The organism is Stenotrophomonas sp. 82F1, assembly GCF_056861525.1.
Genome location: NZ_JBSPUD010000026.1, coordinates 21,842 through 40,809, shown reverse-complemented (window position 1 = coordinate 40,809; position 18,968 = coordinate 21,842). Strand labels below are relative to the sequence as shown.

At 62.4% G+C, this 18,968-nt stretch carries 18 protein-coding genes and 1 pseudogene; 8 read left to right on the top strand and 11 right to left on the bottom strand.

Annotated elements, in window-relative coordinates; translation table 11 throughout:
- Positions 1-57 precede the first annotated feature (57 nt).
- From AC13GI_RS19355 to AC13GI_RS19340, 4 genes are all read right to left on the bottom strand, one after another.
- Positions 58-1,206: a YncE family protein gene (locus tag AC13GI_RS19355; protein ID WP_482997079.1), complete on the bottom strand. Its 1,149-nt coding sequence runs from the start codon at positions 1,204-1,206 to the stop codon at positions 58-60.
- A 180-nt stretch (positions 1,207-1,386) separates the two neighbouring features.
- Positions 1,387-2,403 (bottom strand): XVIPCD domain-containing protein, encoded by a 1,017-nt coding sequence (locus AC13GI_RS19350; protein ID WP_482997078.1) that lies wholly within the window; start codon positions 2,401-2,403, stop codon positions 1,387-1,389.
- A 2-nt stretch (positions 2,404-2,405) separates the two neighbouring features.
- The gene (locus AC13GI_RS19345; protein WP_482997077.1) at positions 2,406-3,035 is read right to left on the bottom strand and encodes a hypothetical protein; all 630 of its coding nucleotides are present in this window, start codon (positions 3,033-3,035) and stop codon (positions 2,406-2,408) included.
- A complete protein-coding gene (locus AC13GI_RS19340; RefSeq protein WP_482997076.1) occupies positions 3,035-3,961 on the bottom strand; it encodes an XVIPCD domain-containing protein in 927 nt (308 codons plus the stop codon). The genes AC13GI_RS19345 and AC13GI_RS19340 overlap by 1 nt, the downstream gene beginning before the upstream one ends.
- Positions 3,962-4,387: 426 nt before the next feature.
- Between AC13GI_RS19340 and AC13GI_RS19335 the strand changes: the two genes are divergently transcribed.
- Positions 4,388-4,885, top strand: coding sequence for a hypothetical protein (locus AC13GI_RS19335; RefSeq protein WP_482997075.1), 498 nt, complete (start codon positions 4,388-4,390; stop codon positions 4,883-4,885).
- A 305-nt stretch (positions 4,886-5,190) separates the two neighbouring features.
- Positions 5,191-6,825, top strand: a complete 1,635-nt coding sequence (locus tag AC13GI_RS19330; RefSeq protein WP_482997074.1) for a hypothetical protein — start codon at positions 5,191-5,193, stop codon at positions 6,823-6,825.
- 78 nt (positions 6,826-6,903) lie between these two features.
- Here the strand turns inward: AC13GI_RS19330 and AC13GI_RS19325 are convergent, their stop codons facing one another.
- The 6 genes from AC13GI_RS19325 to AC13GI_RS19300 form a co-directional block, all read right to left on the bottom strand.
- Positions 6,904-7,542 (bottom strand): hypothetical protein, encoded by a 639-nt coding sequence (locus tag AC13GI_RS19325; protein WP_482997073.1) that lies wholly within the window; start codon positions 7,540-7,542, stop codon positions 6,904-6,906.
- 43 nt (positions 7,543-7,585) lie between these two features.
- Positions 7,586-10,990 (bottom strand): XVIPCD domain-containing protein, encoded by a 3,405-nt coding sequence (locus AC13GI_RS19320; RefSeq protein WP_482997072.1) that lies wholly within the window; start codon positions 10,988-10,990, stop codon positions 7,586-7,588.
- A 31-nt stretch (positions 10,991-11,021) separates the two neighbouring features.
- On the bottom strand, positions 11,022-11,663 hold the full coding sequence (locus AC13GI_RS19315) for a DUF1629 domain-containing protein (protein ID WP_482997071.1): 642 nt from the start codon (positions 11,661-11,663) through the stop codon (positions 11,022-11,024).
- Between the two features lie 92 nt (positions 11,664-11,755).
- Positions 11,756-12,337 carry an imm11 family protein gene (locus AC13GI_RS19310; RefSeq protein ID WP_482997102.1) on the bottom strand — a complete coding sequence of 194 codons (582 nt, stop codon included), beginning with the start codon at positions 12,335-12,337 and terminating at the stop codon, positions 11,756-11,758.
- Between the two features lie 116 nt (positions 12,338-12,453).
- On the bottom strand, positions 12,454-13,098 hold the full coding sequence (locus AC13GI_RS19305; RefSeq protein WP_482997070.1) for a DUF1629 domain-containing protein: 645 nt from the start codon (positions 13,096-13,098) through the stop codon (positions 12,454-12,456).
- A 126-nt stretch (positions 13,099-13,224) separates the two neighbouring features.
- The gene (locus AC13GI_RS19300; protein ID WP_482997069.1) at positions 13,225-13,863 is read right to left on the bottom strand and encodes an imm11 family protein; all 639 of its coding nucleotides are present in this window, start codon (positions 13,861-13,863) and stop codon (positions 13,225-13,227) included.
- Between the two features lie 229 nt (positions 13,864-14,092).
- Here AC13GI_RS19300 and AC13GI_RS19295 point away from each other — a divergent pair, with 229 nt between their 5' ends.
- The 3 genes from AC13GI_RS19295 (at position 14,093) to AC13GI_RS19285 (ending at position 15,641) form a co-directional block, all read left to right on the top strand.
- Positions 14,093-14,302, top strand: coding sequence for a hypothetical protein (locus AC13GI_RS19295; protein ID WP_482997068.1), 210 nt, complete (start codon positions 14,093-14,095; stop codon positions 14,300-14,302).
- 91 nt (positions 14,303-14,393) lie between these two features.
- Positions 14,394-14,819, top strand: coding sequence for a TonB family protein (locus tag AC13GI_RS19290; protein ID WP_482997067.1), 426 nt, complete (start codon positions 14,394-14,396; stop codon positions 14,817-14,819).
- Positions 14,820-15,272: 453 nt separating this feature from the next.
- The gene (locus tag AC13GI_RS19285; RefSeq protein WP_482997066.1) at positions 15,273-15,641 is read left to right on the top strand and encodes a hypothetical protein; all 369 of its coding nucleotides are present in this window, start codon (positions 15,273-15,275) and stop codon (positions 15,639-15,641) included.
- 108 nt (positions 15,642-15,749) lie between these two features.
- On the opposite strand, the pseudogene AC13GI_RS19280 reads toward AC13GI_RS19285, so the two are convergent.
- Positions 15,750-15,848, bottom strand: a pseudogene (locus AC13GI_RS19280) (transposase); the annotation flags it as partial.
- 136 nt (positions 15,849-15,984) lie between these two features.
- On the opposite strand from AC13GI_RS19280, the gene AC13GI_RS19275 reads away from it, so the two are divergent.
- The 3 genes from AC13GI_RS19275 to AC13GI_RS19265 all read left to right on the top strand — a co-directional run bounded on the left by AC13GI_RS19275 (position 15,985) and on the right by AC13GI_RS19265 (position 18,964).
- The gene (locus AC13GI_RS19275; RefSeq protein ID WP_482997065.1) at positions 15,985-17,079 is read left to right on the top strand and encodes a hypothetical protein; all 1,095 of its coding nucleotides are present in this window, start codon (positions 15,985-15,987) and stop codon (positions 17,077-17,079) included.
- A 200-nt stretch (positions 17,080-17,279) separates the two neighbouring features.
- Positions 17,280-18,530, top strand: coding sequence for a DNA (cytosine-5-)-methyltransferase (gene dcm, locus AC13GI_RS19270; RefSeq protein ID WP_482997064.1), 1,251 nt, complete (start codon positions 17,280-17,282; stop codon positions 18,528-18,530).
- Between the two features lie 2 nt (positions 18,531-18,532).
- Complete coding sequence (locus AC13GI_RS19265) at positions 18,533-18,964, top strand: very short patch repair endonuclease (protein WP_482997063.1); 432 nt, start codon at positions 18,533-18,535, stop codon at positions 18,962-18,964.
- Positions 18,965-18,968: the final 4 nt, after the last annotated feature.

Below are 18,968 nucleotides of genomic sequence, written 5' to 3'. Positions count from 1 at the left end.
CAAACGCCCTGCCTTCTTCACGCGTCAGGACGCCGGGCGTGGCCCAGCGTCATCGCATCACAGCTGGATCCGCGCCACGCTCTCTTCCGAGCCCTTGGCATCCTTCTCGCCGTTCTTGATGCTCACGTACAGCACGTTGTTCTTCGCATCCAGCGCCAGGCTGTTCGGGTGCGTAGGCACGGCGTAGGTAGCCACCTTCTGGTAGCTGTCGCTGTTGTACGCGGTCACCGTACCGGCTTCGCGGTTGGTCACGTACAGGCGCTTGCGCGGTGCATCCAGCAGGATGCCCAGCGGGCCGGCGTCGGTCGGGATGCTGGCCAGTTCCTTGCCGTTGCTGCGGTCGAGCACCAGCACGCGCTGGCCCGGGTGCTTGCTGACCAGCCCGCTGCTCTTGGCCTGGTAACCACGCAGCATTTCCGAGCCCTGGTCGGTCACGAACAGTCGCTTGCCGGCCGGATCCAGCGCGATGTTCATCGGCTGCTCGGCGGCGATCCTGTGCTGGGCTTCCACCTTGTTGGAGTCGGTGCCGACCACCACCAGATCGGCCAGCAGGTTGCTGGTGTACACGCGCTTGTTGGCGGCATCCAGCGCCAGGCCCGGCGCCTTGGCATTGCCCAGGCCCGGAATGGTGTTGATCACCTTCAAGGTGTTGGTATCGATCACGAACAGCACGCTGCTCACATCGGGCTGGCTGCTGTGGCCGGTCACGTACAGGCGGTTGGCGGCGCTGTCGACCACCAGTTCGCGCAGGTCGTGGGTGTAGGCGGCCTTGCCGTCCTTGCCGGTCTTCTTCTCCATCAGCTGCACGGTGCCGATGGCCTTGTTCTGTGCGGTGTCGACCACGGTTACCGACAGGTCCACGGTGTTACCCACGTACAGGCGGTTGTGGGCGTCATCCAGCACCACGCCGAACGCCTTGCGCTCCAGAGGGATGCGGGTTTCCACGCCCAACGTGGTCGGGTTCAGGCGCAGCACCTGGGCCGGGCCGGCGTTGTCACCGAAGCCACCGGACGAGGCAACGAACACGGCGTTCTGCTTGGGGCTGTAAGCCAGCTCGTACAGGCCCTGGGCGATGGCCTGGCGCTGCACGGCGGTGGCGGGGCTGCTGGCGGCGGCGGCTTCAGCGGCGAAGGCGGTCGGGGCACCGAGGCTCAGCGACACGGCGACGGCCAGCGCGGCCGAACGGAAAAGAGAATTGCGGATCATGCGAGCGTCCTTCAATGGGCACGGAGGGTGTCCTGGCTCGCGGGGCCGTTCTTCGACGGCCCGGCCCTGCATCTGTCTGCGCGGGGTGGGGCTGGCTGGGTAGCGGGGGAATGGTAGCAGGTGGCGCCCGTGGCGTCCGCCTGCGGATGCATGGCGGACGCGCTGTTCGGCGCTGAACGCCTAGACCATACGTGGGGCGTGCGCCTGGGCCTGCTGCTGCTCTTCCTGTTGACGCTGGGCATCACGCTGCGGCTGTGCCTGCGCCAGCTGCTCGATGCGCTCGAAGGAGGCAGCTACCGGCGTCTGCGCGGCTACGTCGGCCGGCAGGCTGGCGCGCTGGTGCGCCGGGTCGTTGCGATCGCCCTGCACGATGAAGAGATTGGGGGCTGCATCGCTACGGCGGTCGCCGAGCAGCACGTCGTCCACGCGGGCGAACTGCTGCTCTTTGGAGAGTGCGAGAAGGCTGGCGCTGACGTTGCCGTTCTGGGCGCCGAAGGCATTCATCGCAACCACGCGCTCGTGGATCTGATTCAGACGTGGGTTGTCGGCGTGGCTGGGATCGCCCGGCGTACCGGTCCAGGCCAAGGCATCTGCACGGGCGGGATCATTGATGTCCGTGGACCACCGCTGTATCGCATTGGTCTGCACGGGCATCGGCTTCCATTCTTCCCGGTCCAGTTCGCTACCTTTCACCTGTGGCCGGATGCTCTGCACCGGTCCGATGTTGTCCAGCACCTTCAACGTACCCTCGTACGTCTTGAACTCACCGAAAATGGTATTGCCGTGAATACCGGCGTGGTTCAAGGCGCCCCAGGCAAAGTCCACGCAGGAGTTGGAGGCAAGGTTGTAGTTCTTTGCATCGAAGCCGTGCTTCGCGGGATCTTTGGCGAACTCGACGATCTTGTTGTACTGCTCCTGCGTAATCTCGATGGTGCGTTGATAACGTGGGTTTTCATACATACGCAGATCGTAATCAACAACCTTCCCGAGATCGTTGTTGCCGGGAATTGGCGTTCGGGTGTAGCCAAAGCTCTGCCGCGGCTCCGCGGAGCCCACTCGATCAAGCGACAGGAACATGTGACCGACATCGGAGACGCCAACCTGCTTCCGTTCATCATTTTCCAAGGCCACCAAGGGCGTACCTGGCGCGGCCAGGTGGACCGTCAAGGTGATTCGTTCAGCAGAGTCCTTTTGCATGCTTACTTCCCGAGTTGTTGGTAACCAACCATCAAATCCATCTGAAGCCCTTCCAGATCAGGGCGATTCTCCAGCAGATCAATCCGGAGACGATATCGGCCTCGTTCCCCGAGCCCGACGCTTGCCCACTGCAGTTCGCTGTAGCTCAGCCGTTGGGAAAACAGTCCCGCTTCGGCCAGTGTATTCACTGCAACATCCGATCCCCATAGCCGTTCACCCACAATGTCCGTAGACAGCTTCACCTGGCTGCGTCCGTCGTCGGAAACTCTCCACAACGGAATGGGTTCGGGCGATGAGGTATCCAGCCGCTCCAGCTGTACGCGAGCCCTGAGCCCGTCGCGCTGAATGCGGTCGGTCACCGCACGGGCCTCTGCGGGCTCTTTCCCCTCGCTTCTGAGGCCGATAATCAACGTTGGACTGGCAGGCGGCTCCGGCTTTGGCGCCTCGAAGGTCACATCCACGATGCGCCCCGCCTTGTCCAATCGCACGCCGCGCGTGAAAGGCACCACGGTGCGTGCATCAGCCTCGGCCCGGGTCAACAGCTTCGGCACTTCAGCTGGCGGTGAGGCGCTGCCGCAGCCCGCCATCAAGGCAAACGCAGCAAACGCAACAACCGCACGCACTGCCCGCATCATTGCTCCTTCAACCGCAGCGAATCAGCCACATCGGTCTGCGCCGCCACCTCCGTAGCGATGCTCGCACGACGATGCCCAGGGTCATCGCGGTCGCCCTGCACGATGAAGATGCTCTCGGCCTCGTGGCTGCTCTTGGTCGGCCGGCTGAGCAGCACGTGGTCCACGCGGGACAGGTTGTTCTGCTTGGCCAGCACCAGCAGGCTGGCGCTGATGCGCTGGCTGGTGTCGTCGAAGGTGCGGCCGTGGGCGGCGTCCAGCTCGGCCACCTTCTGGATCAGCTGCGCGAACAGCCGGTGGTCGGGATGCGAGGGGTCCAGCAGCGTGCCGGCCACTTCCATCGGGCTGGGCGGCGGCTCGTGGCTCGTGCGACCGCCTTCGCGGTGCAGCTCGGCCTCGCGCTCGGGCATCGGGTGGTGCTGTTCGCCATTCAGCTCGCTGGACGGGAACGGTGCGGCAATGCACTGGATTTCCGGCAGGTTGAACAACACCGCGAACTCGCCCAGATTGCTGCCGCCATCCAGCGGTGCCGGCTGCGAATGCAGACCCGCGTAGTGCAGTGCGGCCCAGACGAAATCGCTGCAGCGATTGATGGTGGCTGGGCGATCGACGTCGAAGCCGAACTCGGCCGGCTCCTCGGCGAAATCGCGCAGGCAGCCGTAGTGCTCCTCGCTGATCTCAAGGGTGCGGCTGTAGTACGGGTCGCGGTGCTCGTCGGCATCATCGTGTACGACCTCGGCGTACTGCACGCCGGCAGCGGCCTCATCGGGCGTCAGGCGCGGCGGTGCGAAGCCGTAGCTGTGTACTTCTTCACCGGCGGCGGTCTGGAAATACATGTGGCCACGCGGTGAGCTGCCGCCGCTGTTCAGCGGGGTGCCGGGCGCGGCCAGAAAGAGGGTTACCGTGTAGCGTGTTGCTTGCTCCATGCCTGCTCAGCCTTGTTGGGTACTGCGGTCCTGACCGGATGATCGCATAGGTGGGTTCGCGGGCAGGTGGAGAGCCCGGGCCGGGGTGGCGGTGGTTTGCTGAATGTGTGAACCAGCGTGCAGTACCAGCACCCCGAAAGCTCGCGGCTGGAGTGGTTTGGGGCACCGCCGTATAGTGGCTGGAACGCTGCAATGGACTTGCGGATGGGTACCCCAACCTCTGGCGCTTCGCCTCGATTGCGCCCGACCCCTATCTCACTGGATCGGTCGCTCCGACTGCGTTTTATGTCGTATCTGGCCCGGGCCGGAGTAGCCGTCGGGCTATTGGCATTGATCGCTCTATCCTCGGCATGCGCGCCCGTATCAGACACGCCTGTTGACGAGACCCGGCCCCCTGCTTCGGTGAGCCGCCCCGCCGATATCTCGATGTCGGAGCTTCAGAGGAGACTCCTCGCCTACGCCGATTCGCTCAAGTCGCGAGCTGACATCAGCCCTGAGAAGTTCGGCTCAGCAATCGGTGTATCGCTGGTGCCGGACGAGAAGGTCAGCATCAGGAGCGTCGCCAAAGACCTGGTGATAACAGAAGGCCTCAATTACACAGCCTCATACTTCTCTGTTGAATCTCCGCGTGACTACCCCCGGCATTCGGTCGTCTTCTACCAGCTTGGGAAGCCTTCAGTAACCGAAGCTCCTGGCGACGTTTGCTATTGGGATGCGGATAGCGCGGGGCAGGCCTTGGAACGATTGGGCTACAGGGGCCTAAGGGAATCGCCGTTCCAGAGAGGCGGAATCAGGCATTTCTGGCGTCCTATCGACGCGGACAATAAAGGCATGAGTACCAGCCTCCTGACATACCGCATCGATGACGGCGCCGGACTCCGAACGTGTGTGTATGAGATCAGGTTTTCAGGAGGTGACATGTGAAAGGAATCGAAGCAAGCATCGAACCGCTGCTGAGCCTTCCACAAACCCAAGTAGGTGTTGCATCCGTTCCTCACATGCCAGCACGCAGTCCCAGGCTGTTATACACCGCGCCAGCCGGCCAGTTCTGAATTGCCCCCACACCGCCGGAGATGCCCGAATGCAGGTTTCTCGTATGGCGCGAAACCACGGGACCAGCGCCGAGTATGGGTTGAGTCTTGGCCCCGGTAAGTTGCCAGACCTCTGAATCTCTCAAGAAACCTCGAAACCGGCCGCTATTGCCGTTCGAGCGTCCTTTCGAGATTCCGATGAGCACCGAGTACAGCACGCCGCCTGCACAGGCCGTCACCATCAATCCCATGCGACTGCCAAACACGCTGCATCTCGCGTTGGGTGCATTTGCGTTGATGTTTGGCCTCATCCTGCTGCTCAGCGTTACCAATGCCGATCAGGTTCGCAGCATGGGAATCGGTGCCGTTGGCCGCATGGCCACCGGCATTACGCTGCTGCTGTTCGGCGGCGTGCACATCCGCGAGGCCATGCGCTATTTCCGCTTCACCGTGGTTCCCGGGGAGTCGGGTCTCATTGCCCTGCCGGGTGACGAAACCCACCACCGGCATTACCTGCTCAATGTCATCAACAACGGTATTCCGGTGGGCCAGCGTCCCGAGGGCGCGCTGCTGTCCATGTTCTACGGTCTGGTGCCGCACCTGATCAACGCACCGCCCACCATCCGCTGGCATGCCGAGGTGCAGTTGCAGCGGGCAATCTACCTGGCCGCGCTGCTGGTCAGCTTCGGCCTGGCGTGGGTGTTCGCTCAGCCAGCCGCCTTCGCGTGGATGGCCGGCTTCTACTTCCTGGTCTCGGTGATGGTGCTGCGGCCCTTCGCCACGCTCTCGGCGATCCGCAAGGGTGCGATGGGTGCGGCCAACAGCCCCGTGCCGGCGCCCCGCTGGCCGGCCATCGTCACATTGCTGCTGATCTCCATTGCCGGCCCGCTGGCCATCACGCTCTCGCCGGTGCAGGTCCCCGTCCCACCGTTTGCCGTTTCCACCGTCGTGCTGCCCACTCTGGCCGTGCTTGGCAGCGGGCTCATTGCCAGCGCCTTGTTCACCGTGGCACTGATCTCGCAGACCGGTAGCTACAGCGCCTCGGCGGCGCGGCACATCGTGGACGAGAAAATGCAGATGGCCGACCTGAGCGGTGGCCTTCTGCAGCGCGTCTCCAGTCGCATTCCGCAACCGCATCATCGCTATGTGCACGAGCACAACGTCAGCAAGGACAGTTTCGATGGCGAGTTGCTGGTGGAAGAAGAGCCGACCGTGCGTGCCGACCAGAGCGCATCAGGGCTGGTCGAGGCATTCCGTGCCGCGTGGCAGTCGCCCAGTCAGCAGCCGCTGCTGGCATTGGGACTGTTCGGCCTGCTGCTGGGCGTCGTCGGCGTGGTTCTGGCCTTCGTGTACGCACGCAGCAGCGGCAATGCGATGGTGGGCCTGGTAGCGCTGGCCTTCATCTCTTCGGCGCAGTTCGCGATGGCCTCCGCCCACAAACTATGGAACCGGGTCGATTTCCAGTCCACGCTGTACCGCATCCGCTACGTCGGCACCTATCATCGCGGCCAGCGGGTGGCGGGCAATGCGTACGCGGGCAACGGTACGCTGGCCGAAGGCGCGGTGCGCTTCGGACCAACCCGGGTGGAGGTATGCGTGGCCCAGGTGACCTCCGTGGCGTTCATGCATGGCGGCATGCGGCATCTGACCGCGGTGGATCTGCAACACGATGCCAGCAATGCAGTGATGGGCGTGATGCAGGACTACGCGCGCGAAGCGCAGGACTGCGCCAACCAGTTCTACGCACAGGAACACCAGGTACGCGAGGTGATGAACCATGGCAGCCGCCCGCCGGAGCTGCCGCGAACGCAGCACCCCATGGCTGAGATCTGAGCCGCTCACTCCTCCGCGCTGCGTCGAGGCAGGCGGAGGAGCGCCGACTGGGCCGCGAACGTCTTGATGTTTTCGTGCCTATTTTGGCCTGCGTGAGTACGCCACCAACAGTTCCGGTCGATACGGCTGCAATTCCGGCAGCGGTGCAAGCAGCCGCACGCTGACCTGATAACGGCCAGGCGACAGATCGCGCGCCGCAGCAAGCGCCAGTTGCGCGTACTGCTCGCCACGGGTCTCAAGTCCCGCAGCCTCCAGCGACAAGGTGTCCGCGTTGGCCACCCATCCGCCGGAAACACGGTCATCGGAAGCAAGGGGCTCATAGCTGCCGCCGCCACCGGGGAGCATCTGCACCTGCTGCAGCGGCACGCCCACGGCACCATTCGCCTGCAGGCGCTTCATGACCACTGCGGCCTGCAGGCCATCCCTGCCCGCACTGCGAAGGGCCGTCGCCGCTTGCTCGTCCAACGTTCGATTGACACGAATGCCGATGAACAGAGTGGGTGACGCATTGCTCGGTGGTGGCTCCAGGTCGAATTCCACCACCAAGGGAGCATCCGCCGGCACGGTGGGCAGGGGCCGCACCAGCGGCACCAGATCTTCACGAGCGGCTTGTGCTGCGACCGGCGCAGGGCGATCGGTATTGGGCTGACATGCGACCAGTTGCAGTGCAACCAAGCAGAGAAGGAACCGCAATGGCTGTACTCCTCGGTAGTTCATCACTTCCATCCTTATGAGGTTGTGCGGCTGCCGCCAGCAAGTGTCACCCCATACTGGCCGCACGAATCTGGATATCCTGCTGCACGCGCTGATCCTCTAGTTGCTGTTCCATCTGGTTGGCAATGGCACGTTGTTGCGCCTCGCGACTGACTGCGTCGAACTGCTGCATCGAGTCTTCCACCGATGTCTGCGCAGCCAGTTCGGTAGGCATTGCCGCACGATGATGCGCCGGATCACTCGGCTCTCCCTGCACAACGAACAGCGTGTGTCCTGCCGGAAGCTCCCTGGTCGCATTGCTCACCAGAACATGATCCACACGCACCAGGTCGTTGTCCTTGGCCAGCACCAGCAGGCTGGCGGTCACCCGTTCGCTCACTTCGTCGAAGCTACGCCCGTGGCGGGCATCCAGCGCTTCCACGCCCTCCCGTATCTGCTGGTACAGCGCGTGATCCGGATGGCCCGGCAGGGTCGGGTCGCTCCGCGGGTCACGCGGGGGCAGCGCGTCATCGACATCGGGCACCGAGATGTCGGCCTGGTACCGCGCGGGTTCTGCCACCGGCTCGATGGATGATTCGAGTTTGCTCTCCTGCAGCACCAGGTCCGGCCGCTCGGACTCCGCCTGAGGGGTGGCGTGCGCAGCAGGTGACTGCATTTGCGCTTCAGGCTTCGGCGTCCTCAGTTCGACCGGCTGGGCGGGCGATGAGTGCTCTGCGACCAGTGGCGCCTGTTCCGGCACTGGCTCGGGCCTCTGCTCCAATGGCTGTATTGCGCTGTTGAGCGACGAAACGTCTGGGATTTCGACAGCCTGTTCGGAAACGTGCGTAGCGGTGAGCGGCTCCGCCTCACGGGTCGGGGTGGCGTCCACTACTGCCTCGTGCGAAGCCCCCTGCCCTGGCAGTTCCTGCTTGAGGGGCTCAGCGGCCACCGCTGGCGTCACCGCAGAAGTGGCGGTCTGCGCCGGCAGTGGAACGTCCGCCACGCGGGGCTCCGGCTCGCGCGGCGGCGTATTTACCTCTGGCTCGCGTCGCGGCGGCTGTTCACGCTGCTCGGCATGCCGCACGCGCTCAGGTGTTTCAGGTTCAGGGATTAATGCCGGCACTACCACCGGCGGTGGCGTTGCGGCCACCGGCTCCGTCGCTGCGGGCGGGCGATGCAGCGCTTCCTCGCGTTGTGCATCGGCCACCGCCTCACGGGCGTCGGAGGGCGCAGATGCGTCGTTCTGGACATGCTGAGCGGCCGCACGTGCCACCTGCCCGGCATCCACCGTCGCGGCACCTTGGCGGTTGGCTTCCTGCAGGGCCTGCTGGTACGCCTCCCGCTCGCGGGGCGACAGGACCGCGATGCGCAACTCAGGCGATTCCGGCACGGGCGCCTGTTCGGCAGCGCGTGCACGAACCTCGCTCCACGCCGCCTGCAGCTCTACTGTCGTGGTGGTCGCCACCGCCCGCGCCACCCCATCCTGCCCCACCTGGTAATGGGTGATGGGCCTTGATTCGCCTGCGTCGCCTGCAACCGCCGGCCCGAGCTCCTGCATCGTCGGGCCGGTGATGCCGTGCTGCTCGCGCGTGCGCGTGGTGGCCAGTTCGATCGCCTGCTCCCACACGGGGGTAAGCGCGATGCCCGCAGCGTAGTAGCTGTGTCGCAGCTCGTTCTGGTTCATCTCCGCAGCAGAAGGCAGCGGCCGCGCCTCCAACGCAGCGATGGTCTCGTTGAACCGCTCGAGCGATGGTTGCTGGATCGTGCGGGTCAGTTCCAGCTCCAGCGCGATGTTGCCTGTCGCTGCTTGGCCGGCATGCGTCCACTGCCCCGCCTCATCGCGTTGGTAGAGCTGGTTGTCCGAGCCAAGAACGGCGTCGCTCCTGGCGCGGGCCTGTTCCACCACTTCGGGCACCAGCGGTACGAAGTCGCTGGCGCGGGTGGCGGCGCGCGTCTCCAGGTAGCTGGCGGCGATGGCGGCCCTGCCGTTGGCAATGTTGTTCTCGATGCGTTGCACCGCCTCGCGATTCAGCTCGATGGCGCGCTCGGGGCTGGCGGTCTGCGTCTCGTAAACACCCCGGTCGTTGGCACCGGATACGCCCACCTTGACCTGTCGCGTCCACTGTTCGGTCTGCGCATCACGGTGCCAGTTGGGATTGTCCAGACGGCCCTCGCCCTCCCGTGCCGGAATGCTGAAGGGGTCCTGCGGCGGCGGCGCCTTGCCCAGTGCCAGCTCCACCGCTTTTACATTGGAATACGCGCCCAGCTCGCGGGCCTTCTCGTAGCTGGCGCCCACGCTGCGCTCGGCAGGATTGCCCAGGCCATCGCCCGCGCTGTCCATGGTCGCCTGGCGCTGCCAGTTAAGGCCATTGAACTGCCAGGTAACGTCGGCCTTGTCGGTCTGCCGGTAGACGGCGCGGTTGTCGAGCAGATCGGCGCCCTTGTCGAAGGCCTTGCTCATCAGCAGCGCATCGCCCGCGACGAGGGCCGCAGGGACGAAACTGGAGGTGCCAATCACCGATGCGGTGGCCATGCCGCCGATCCAGCCACCGCCGTTGCGCGCCAGGGCGTGGGTAAGCTCGGACTGGGCGGCGGTGCCGTTGCCTTCTTCCAGCAGCTGCGAGGTGCGGCGGGCGGTGATGACGGCGTCGGCGCCGGAGGCGAGCAGGCCGCCGGAGCGGATCAGTTGGCTGGCGGAGGCTTCGCCGAGGAGGAGGTCCAAGGTAACTCCGCCACGTTGCCCGACCGGAGCACGAAGGCGTGACGCGACCTCTTCACCAAGAACAGATTCGACTACAAGAACGCCGCCCGGAGACATTTGGAGACGCCCGGTATGATGGGCATCAGCGATGGCATTCGACAGTCCATTGCGCTGCAGCTCGATGTTGCCGCCACGTATCAGCGGCTGTCCGGATCCTTGAAAGTGCTGGAGCGTGTATACAACGCGGTTCTCGCTGGGTGTGACGACGCTCCATTGCCTGGAAAGAACGGAAGACTGCTGGTGTTGTTCCAGCTGTCCAGAGTGCTGCAGGGCGTATTCCTCGGGCCTCCTGTAGAACTCCCTCGTCTGGGCACGTGCCTGATCGGTGCTCTGCCCTACAGCAGTGTTCGTCCGCAGATCTCCGTTGACCAGGCCGACCTGTGAAATGTCGCTCAACCGATGAACTTTGGCAGCGATGCGATCCATTGCCTCTGGGTCACCGTCCAGCGCTGCTCGGCCATCCCGGCTTTGCTCGAGGCGGGCAAGATTGGCCTCCAATCCGATTCGATACTCACGAATCGGTCCGCCGCTGTGAGGTGACACCCCTAAGGCCTGCGCGAGCGCCTTGTCGTGGGGCATATTGATCAGGTTCTGATCGGCATCGATGTTGAAGTGACCCGCATCAGCCAGAGCCTTGAGCAAGCGACTATTGCCAAGAGTCTGTTGCTCGATGGCGTGATGCTGCTGAAAACTGGGAACGACTCGAGGCATCTGGAGGCTCCTTCCGTGCAGCCATGCTTAATCAGATATCTGATGCATCAATGAAAGATATTCCACTCGACTCCGGATCAACTGGCACTCCCGCCGCATGCACAGCATCCACGAACTGACGATCAGCGATCACGAACGTACTGAATGGCGTGAGGAAGACATGTGCTCCTGCCAGTGCATCGTTCTTGAAGGCCAAGCTGGCACCGCCTGCAATCGAGTAGAACTTGCCATTGACGAAGTCATCGTCAATCTCAATATCCAGCCGCGAACGATCCTCGTCCACCGCATCCAGCTCTCTCACTACGTCGCACAAAAAGTGGCGTGGCCCCTGCGCGCCATCTGCAAAGCGAACATCACATTCGGCGAATGCGAAGGCGCCTGGATCCAAGGCGTTCATTACGCGCTGGAGTCGCTCCGAAACCAGCCAGTACCCGCTGAAGCCACCCTCCAGATCCCGCGGCGCAGGCCCCTGAGAAGCATCGAACACAATTCGGGGCATCTCCCGGAGCTCGGGAAATCCACCGTTCTCTGGCCTAAGGATTATCCGCGGTGGCGACAGCAGCGCCTGAACGTTCTCGAAGACCGCCCCTCTGAACGGACGATTGCTTTCAAGGTCCGGCGCAAACAAGAAGAATCTTCTCGATTCAGGCCCATTGATTGCCGTCGATTCCATCGTCGTTTTCCTTTGGGTTTCTTGCAATACGATCTGTGAGATAGCTTACATCGATCAGATCTGGATCTGACAGCGAGCTGTGTGAAATTGGCTCATATTCTGAATGCGTCCTTGAACCTCAGACCGCGCGTTTCCCTGTCACTTCCGATTCCCGCACCCCGTATGGCATCCCGGAACATGCGATCGCAGAAGACAAGATCACCGGAGTACGGGCTTCGGAAGACATGACTGTCCCCGACTACTTCCCTCTTGAACGCCAAGCTTGCTCCGCCACGAAGGTCATAGAATTTTCCGCCAGGATAGCCCCCATCAACGTTGACCCAGAACTTCGATGCTTCCTCGTCGACGGCATCCAGTTCGCGAGCAACCTCGCGCAGGTAGTACGTTGGGCCCTCTGTGCCGTCCGGAAGCCGGCAATCACACTCCACGAACTCAAAGGCATCGGAATCGATTTCAGTGAAGGCCTTCTTGAGGCGCCCCGATACCAACCAGTAGCCGCTCATTCCTCCTTCGAGGTCCTGCGGTGGATCCCCCAGCTTTGGGTCGAGAACCAGACGCGGCCTCTGCGCCAGATGAGGAAAACCGCCTTCTTCGGGGCGGATGATCAGCCTGGGAGGCGTCAGCAGTGCGTCCTCATTCTCGATCTCAACGCCATGCCCTCTCGCGCGGCTGATTGTTGAAGTTCGATCCCATGCTTGTCATCCCACGTTTTGATGTGAATCGAAGTCGCTCATGAGCAATTGAAGCGAATCTGGAGGGCGGCCAAAAGTCCGGCCATTAGAACTCTGACTTAGATGCTGGCCGCGTCAGTGAACCAGAGGCCTCGCGATGCACGCGGCCCACCGATTCCAGCGTTCCACACAGCGTCGCGGAGCTCTCTGTCGCAGAAGACGAGGTTTCCCGAGTAAGGCGTCCGGAATATTCTGGCTCGACCAATGACCTGCTTGCGGAACGCCAGACTTGCTCCGCCCCTGAGATCGTAGAACTTCCCACCTCGATAGCCTGCGTCAGTGATGATCCGAAGTTTCGAGGCTTCTTCGTCCACCGCATCGAGCTCACGGGTTACATCGCACAGGAAGTACCGCGGCCCCTTGGATCCATCGGCAGTGCGGTAGTCACACTCTACAAACTCAAAGCCAGCCGGATCCACAGAGACAAGAGCGTCGCGTAATCGCTCGGAGACCATCCAGTAGCCGCTCAGCCCCCCCTCCAGATTCTCTGGGAGGCTCCCCTTCTTTGCTGAGTACACCAGCAGCGGCTTCTCCGCCATGGGCGGAAATCCCCCTTCTTCTGGCCGCAGGATCAGGCGAGGCGGGATGCGCAGCCGCTTCGCGTTCTCGAACACAACGCCGTGCCCCTTTCCCCCGCGCGTGGTATCAGGCATCAGGAGGAAGAATTCGCCAGGCACAGAATGGGGCGGCTTCGACGGTTCCATGCTTTTTCCTCTCATCCAGATGTTCGCACTCCAACGTAGAGACATAGCCGGGTTTCGGGAAGGCATCGGCTGTCAGTTATGTGAAGGCCAGCCACTCATGGATTCTCTGCCGGCAGGGGCCACACCCTAAAGATCCGCCGCATCCGTCAACCACACGCCGTCGGCATCGCTGTCAGTGTCTATCCCGGCTGCAGCCACTGCGTCCCTAAACACGCGGTCACAGAACACAGAGCCGGAGAATGGAGTCCTGAAGACGTGAGCCTGCCCCAGCCTCTCCCGGTCGAACGTCACACTCGCACCGCCGCCCAAGTCGTAGAACTTCCCGTTGATGAATTCCTCCGTGGTGTCGATGAGGAGCTTGGAGGCACCTTCGTCCAACGCGTCAATGACCTGGACCACACTGCACAGGAAGCGGCGATCACCTTGGCTCCGATCTTCCAGACGATAGTCGACTTCCGCAAAGGCGAAGGCGTGGGGATCGACGGAAACCATCACGTCATGCAGCCGCTCAGAGACCAGCCAGTAGCCGCAGAACCCCGACTCCAGATCCCCAGGCGGCGGTCCTTCGCTCAATCTAAGTATCAGGCGCGGCGGCTCGCGAAGCGAGGGGACGCCGCCTTCCTCCGGCAGCAAGATCATGCGAGGGGGAGACAGCAGGCGATCCAGATTCTCGAAGACGACCCCGCAGGCAGGGCCGCTTATCGCCCCTGGCTCAAGGAGAAAGAACTCCCTTTTTCGAGGATGGCGGGTTGAAATCGGATCCATGCGCTGCTTCCCTCTCACTCTCGCTCCGACACTGGAGCGTAGTTTTCCTGATGTTCCCAGCCCATGTGCAGATGATTGGTGAATGCTCACCTGGATAAGCCGTAGCTTTTCTACCCCGACCTGCCCGGGCTGGCAATCGGACCAGAATGAAATCAAGTGATTGTCGAGCTCCTATCCCATCCTGTGAGATCTACCGCGGCCAAACTCAGCTCCCCACTGGAGGATGACCATGGCCAAGATCGACCCCACATGGCTGGAAGCCTTCGACAAAGAGCTCCTCCACCTGTTCGCCATCGACCATAGCGATGCCGGCATGGATGAGTACCTGCTGCGCAGCTACGCAGACCTTCCACCACGCGACGCAGCGCTCGCCTTCGGCGGCGACTACGACCTGGAACGTGACGATGCGCTGTGCCCACGACCGGGCGTGCCTGTGTGATCCGCGCAGCCGTCCGGCACGCCGGCATTCAAGGCAAGCGATGCCAGGGGATGGCCGCTATGCTGGCAGCGTACCAGAATGGAAACCACGCATGCCCCGTTTGAACGCCGCCCTGGCACTGAAGCTCGTTCTGATGCTGCTGGGCGCTACACCTGCCATGACCATGGCGGCAGACCCGCAGGTTTCCACCGAAGTGGTCGTAGAGCGCGGTGACAACCCCACCTTCGAGCTGCAACAGGCGCCTGCGGTTGTGTATTCCACGGCCCCTGCCACGCCGCCCGATACCGTGCTGCAGGTTCCCATGGAGGTGCTGTTGGTTGCTCAACTGGATGAGCTGGGCCACGTTTCCAACGTGATGGTGGCGCGGTCCAGCGGACTGCGGGAGATTGATCGTGCAGCCTTTACCGCAGTGGACCAGTGGCGCTTCGAACCGGTCGTGCTTGAGGGCGTCGCGCGGCATGCGCGGGTTCGGGTGCGCTTGAGCTTCGTGCCCACGGCCGAGGCGCCGCCCGGCTGAACCGCTGCTCCAATCTGTCGCAATTGGTCCTACGCCATGGGCCTGGCTGTGGGCATCCTGCGCTTGGGGCCAATAGCGCCAAGCCCTTCAAGACCGTTGCGGCGCAATCGCGTGCCGGCTTAACACCGTGTGCGACAATCCCGAAAGCGTCAGGACTGGCGATCGTCAGTTCTGCAGTTTCTTGGCATTTGGCATCTGTGCGGGTATCTCTTGGCGTGCCACCGGAAAAGGGTGGCGCGGGACTCGAAAACCCGTCTGAATACCCAGTGCTTTGCGCTTGCCAGTCGGCGCCATCTTCGGATGGCGCCGGCTGGCAATCCGTTCGCGTTCCATGGCGGGCGGTGCGTGGGGGTCTTCGGACCCGCCGGCTTGGGTATTCACCGGTTTTCGAGCCACGCATCGTCCGCCGCCTTTATCGGTGGCGCTGCTATCTGTCCTGTACGGAGCATTGCCATGAACACATCGGACTTCCGTTCCCTGCACGCGCAGTACGATCCGGACAACGCCGAAGCCGAGCGCGAACCGTCTGCCGATCCCAACACCTTCGTTGCCACGCTGCGTCGCATCGGCACCGGTGCGGCTGCGGACGGCCAGCCTTGGCCGGAGCGGCATCAACTGCCTGGGCGGTGCCTTCAGTTGGCGGATGCGGATTGCGCGCTGGCTGGGCTGCGCGTGGTGGCGGAGTTGATGTTGGCTGCGGAGCGCACGCGGCAGAATGGCGCACCCGAGGAGTACCTGGGGGATCGGGTGATGGAGGGGTTGAAGATGGCTTGTGTGGCGCTAACGGCGCAGGCCAGTGCGTGCCTGCAGGTGCGCGGGTAGTGCCTACTACGCTGCGGGTCTGGTGCGCTGCGGCGGTGCTGCCGCAGCGCTGCCCATGAGGGTGCCGCCCGTAGTTATCACCACCACGCTCATGTTGATGGGATTGGTGATCTCCCGGGCCACCTGGGCGCAGGTGACACCGGGCTGGCTCACCTGCTCAACCGCAACGCGCTTGAACTCGGCACTGAACTTCCTACGCTTTGACATGAACACTCCTTATGGCTTGGATCGGCCTTCTTGTAAGTGGCCGTGAAAACGGGGGTGAACCCTTTAGATCGGGCTAAGTGCCGTATGCGACAGCTTCTGGCGCTATCCTGTCGAAAAATGACAGGTACGTCGAAGCATGATGGACGAAACTCCTTGGGGAACCGTCAGTTCGCTTGATCGCACTGATCGCGATCTGGCACACGAGATTTTGAAGTGGGACAAACATCAGGTTCTCGAGGGCATGGTCGTTGAACGCGCCTTCGATCAAATGCTCGAACACGCGGCGAGTGAATCGAATGGTGATCTGCAGCTTCTGGACCTGGAAACGTTCGTTGTTAAATCCCCCACGGCCGGATCTCCTCCAGTCGCTTTCGTGTGGCTCCGGGGCACTCAGCCGGGACAACGACGTTACCTTGACGCTCTCGCAAAGGTGTTCACCGTGTACCACCTTGAGCTGATCAACGATGATTTCCATGCCAGTCTATGGGATTCGAAGCACTTGACGCCAAGACGGCCTCTGGCGGATCTGGTTCGGGATATCGGACGAAAGCGGAGGTACCAAGCCGTCGCACCAGATGTCAAGAATGAGGTGCGCCAGAACACAGCCATCTGGGGATTCCTTGCCGAGGCGCTCAGCACTGAGCAGATCTGGACGCAGCTGGTGATTCCGCGGCTCCTTGTGAATTTCCTGCTGCAGCCATTCTTCATCGGCACGTGGAACCTGGACAGGATCTGTCTATTCCGTGAGGAACTCTGGATGCTCGAACTCAAGCATAAGTTCCCTATGGGGTCAGGCGACAACTTCGGGTTGAACGATGGCGAGTTGCGCATGATGAGGTTCATGTCCGATGCCGGCCTGAGGCCTGCGCACATGATCATTGTCAAACCCGTCCGCGACATCACGGTCAAGCCCATGTATCTCTTCAACAACAGGCAGTTGCGCGAGCGTGCTGCCGTCATTGGGGTTGAGATGACACGCCAGAAGATCGATCTGATCGAACGGAAACCCCTGCGAAAATCCGCCAAGCACACGACCATCACTGGGACTGGAACCGTTGGATTCCGGGAGCTGCCGGTATCGATCTTTTCCAGACTTGGCACTTATGGTGAGGAGGGTCAGAAGATCTCACCAGAGATCCTGAAGCTCCTGTCGGGCCAGAAGCTTGAGCAGGCATCGGGCGGGTGGTTGGCAGAGTTGGCCCAAGTAGCACCGACCGCTCCTCGGAAATGATGGGTCTCAGCTTTTGAGATCGACCCGGTGGAAGATGCCCCCGGCTTCTCAAGCCGCCATGCGTTTCGGACTGGACCGACGAGCCCCACCCCCTTCTCTAGAGGCGTTGCCCCGACAGCGTGCCGAGGCAAGCCCTGATTGCCCCACTTCACCCACGGGAAGAAATTGGACATACTGTCCCCCGAATTCCCGGAGCGCCCATGAACGCGTACGAACTGATCGACCTCTCCCTCCAACGCTTCAGCCCCAAGGAGGTCGCCCAGGCATTGGGAGTTGATCCGAAGACGGTCCGCCGCTGGCAGCTGCGCGAGACCGAACCCAAGCCCTACATCGCCGATGCGATCCGCCAACGCCTTCTGCCCTTCGGTGAGCCACCGTCTGGCGAGGGCCAGTTCCGATTCATCGATCTGTTCGCCGGCATCGGTGGCATCCGTACTGCTTTCGAGAAGCAGGGCGGCCGCTGTGTATTCACCAGCGAATGGGATCCGTACGCTGTAAAGACATACAAGGCCAACTTCCATGATGGCCCCGATCACGTCTTCGCATCGGACATCACTAAGGTCCAGGAGAACGACGTTCCGGACCACGATGTGCTGCTGGCTGGCTTCCCTTGCCAGCCCTTCTCCATTGCCGGTGTATCCAAGAAGAACTCCCTTGGACGTCCGCACGGCTTCTCCGACAAGACCCAGGGCACGCTGTTCTTCGACGTGGCCCGCATCATCGACGCCAAGCGTCCACGCGCTTTCCTTCTGGAAAACGTGAAGAACCTGATGAGCCACGACAAGGGCCGTACGTTCTCAACAATCATGGACGTGCTGAAGAACGAGCTGGGCTACCACGTGCAAGCCAAGGTCATCAACGGCAAGCACTTCGGCCCTCAGCATCGCGAGCGAATCATCATCGTAGGCTTCCGCGAAGAGACCGCATTCAATTTCGACGACCTCGAACTGCCTGACTTTGGTATTTCGCCCCGCATGGCCTCCGTTCTGCACAAGCAGGATGGCAGTGAGGGGGAGGATCAGCCCTACATCGGTGGTGCAAAGGGCAAGGTACTGGACAAGTACACGCTGTCGGACAAGCTCTGGGAGTACCTGCAGAACTATGCGACCAAGCACCGGGACAAGGGCAACGGTTTCGGCTTCGGCCTAGTGACCCCTGAAAGCACCTGCCGTACGCTCTCCGCGCGCTACTACAAGGATGGTTCGGAGATCCTCATTTCCCAAGGCCCGAAGAAGAATCCGCGCCGACTGACGCCGCGCGAGTGCGCCCGTCTGATGGGCTTTGATGACAACTTCCGCATTCCAGTTTCCGATACCCGTGCCTACAAGCAGTTCGGAAACTCAGTGGTTGTGCCGGTGATCGCTGAAGTCGCCCGCATCATGGTTCCTCACCTGCCCCAGAAGTCTGATTCGGAGCCGGCAAAGCCGGCTAAGAAGAAGGCCAAGGCCTGACCTTGGTCGACAGCCTCACCCCGGAGCAGCGGTCCGCGCAGATGTCGCGGATCCGTGGTTCGAACACCAAGCTGGAGGTCCTTGTCCGCAAGGGCCTCCATGCTCGAGGGCTGAGGTATCGACTGGGTGGTGCAAAGCTGCCTGGCAGACCAGACATCGTGCTGCCTAAGTATCGGACCGTGGTGTTCGTCCACGGGTGCTTCTGGCATGGGCATGATTGTCCGCTATACCGACTGCCGAATACGCGCCCGGAGTTCTGGGCAGATAAGATTGGCAAGAACAGGATCCGGGATCTGCGCGTTACCGCCGAGCTTGAAGCCCTGGGCTGGCGGGTGCTGACCGTATGGGAGTGCTCCCTGCGCGGCAAGACCGCCCTTGAGCAGGCTTCATTCCTAGATCACTTGGCCGGGACCCTACGACAAACAGCTCATTGAGGAA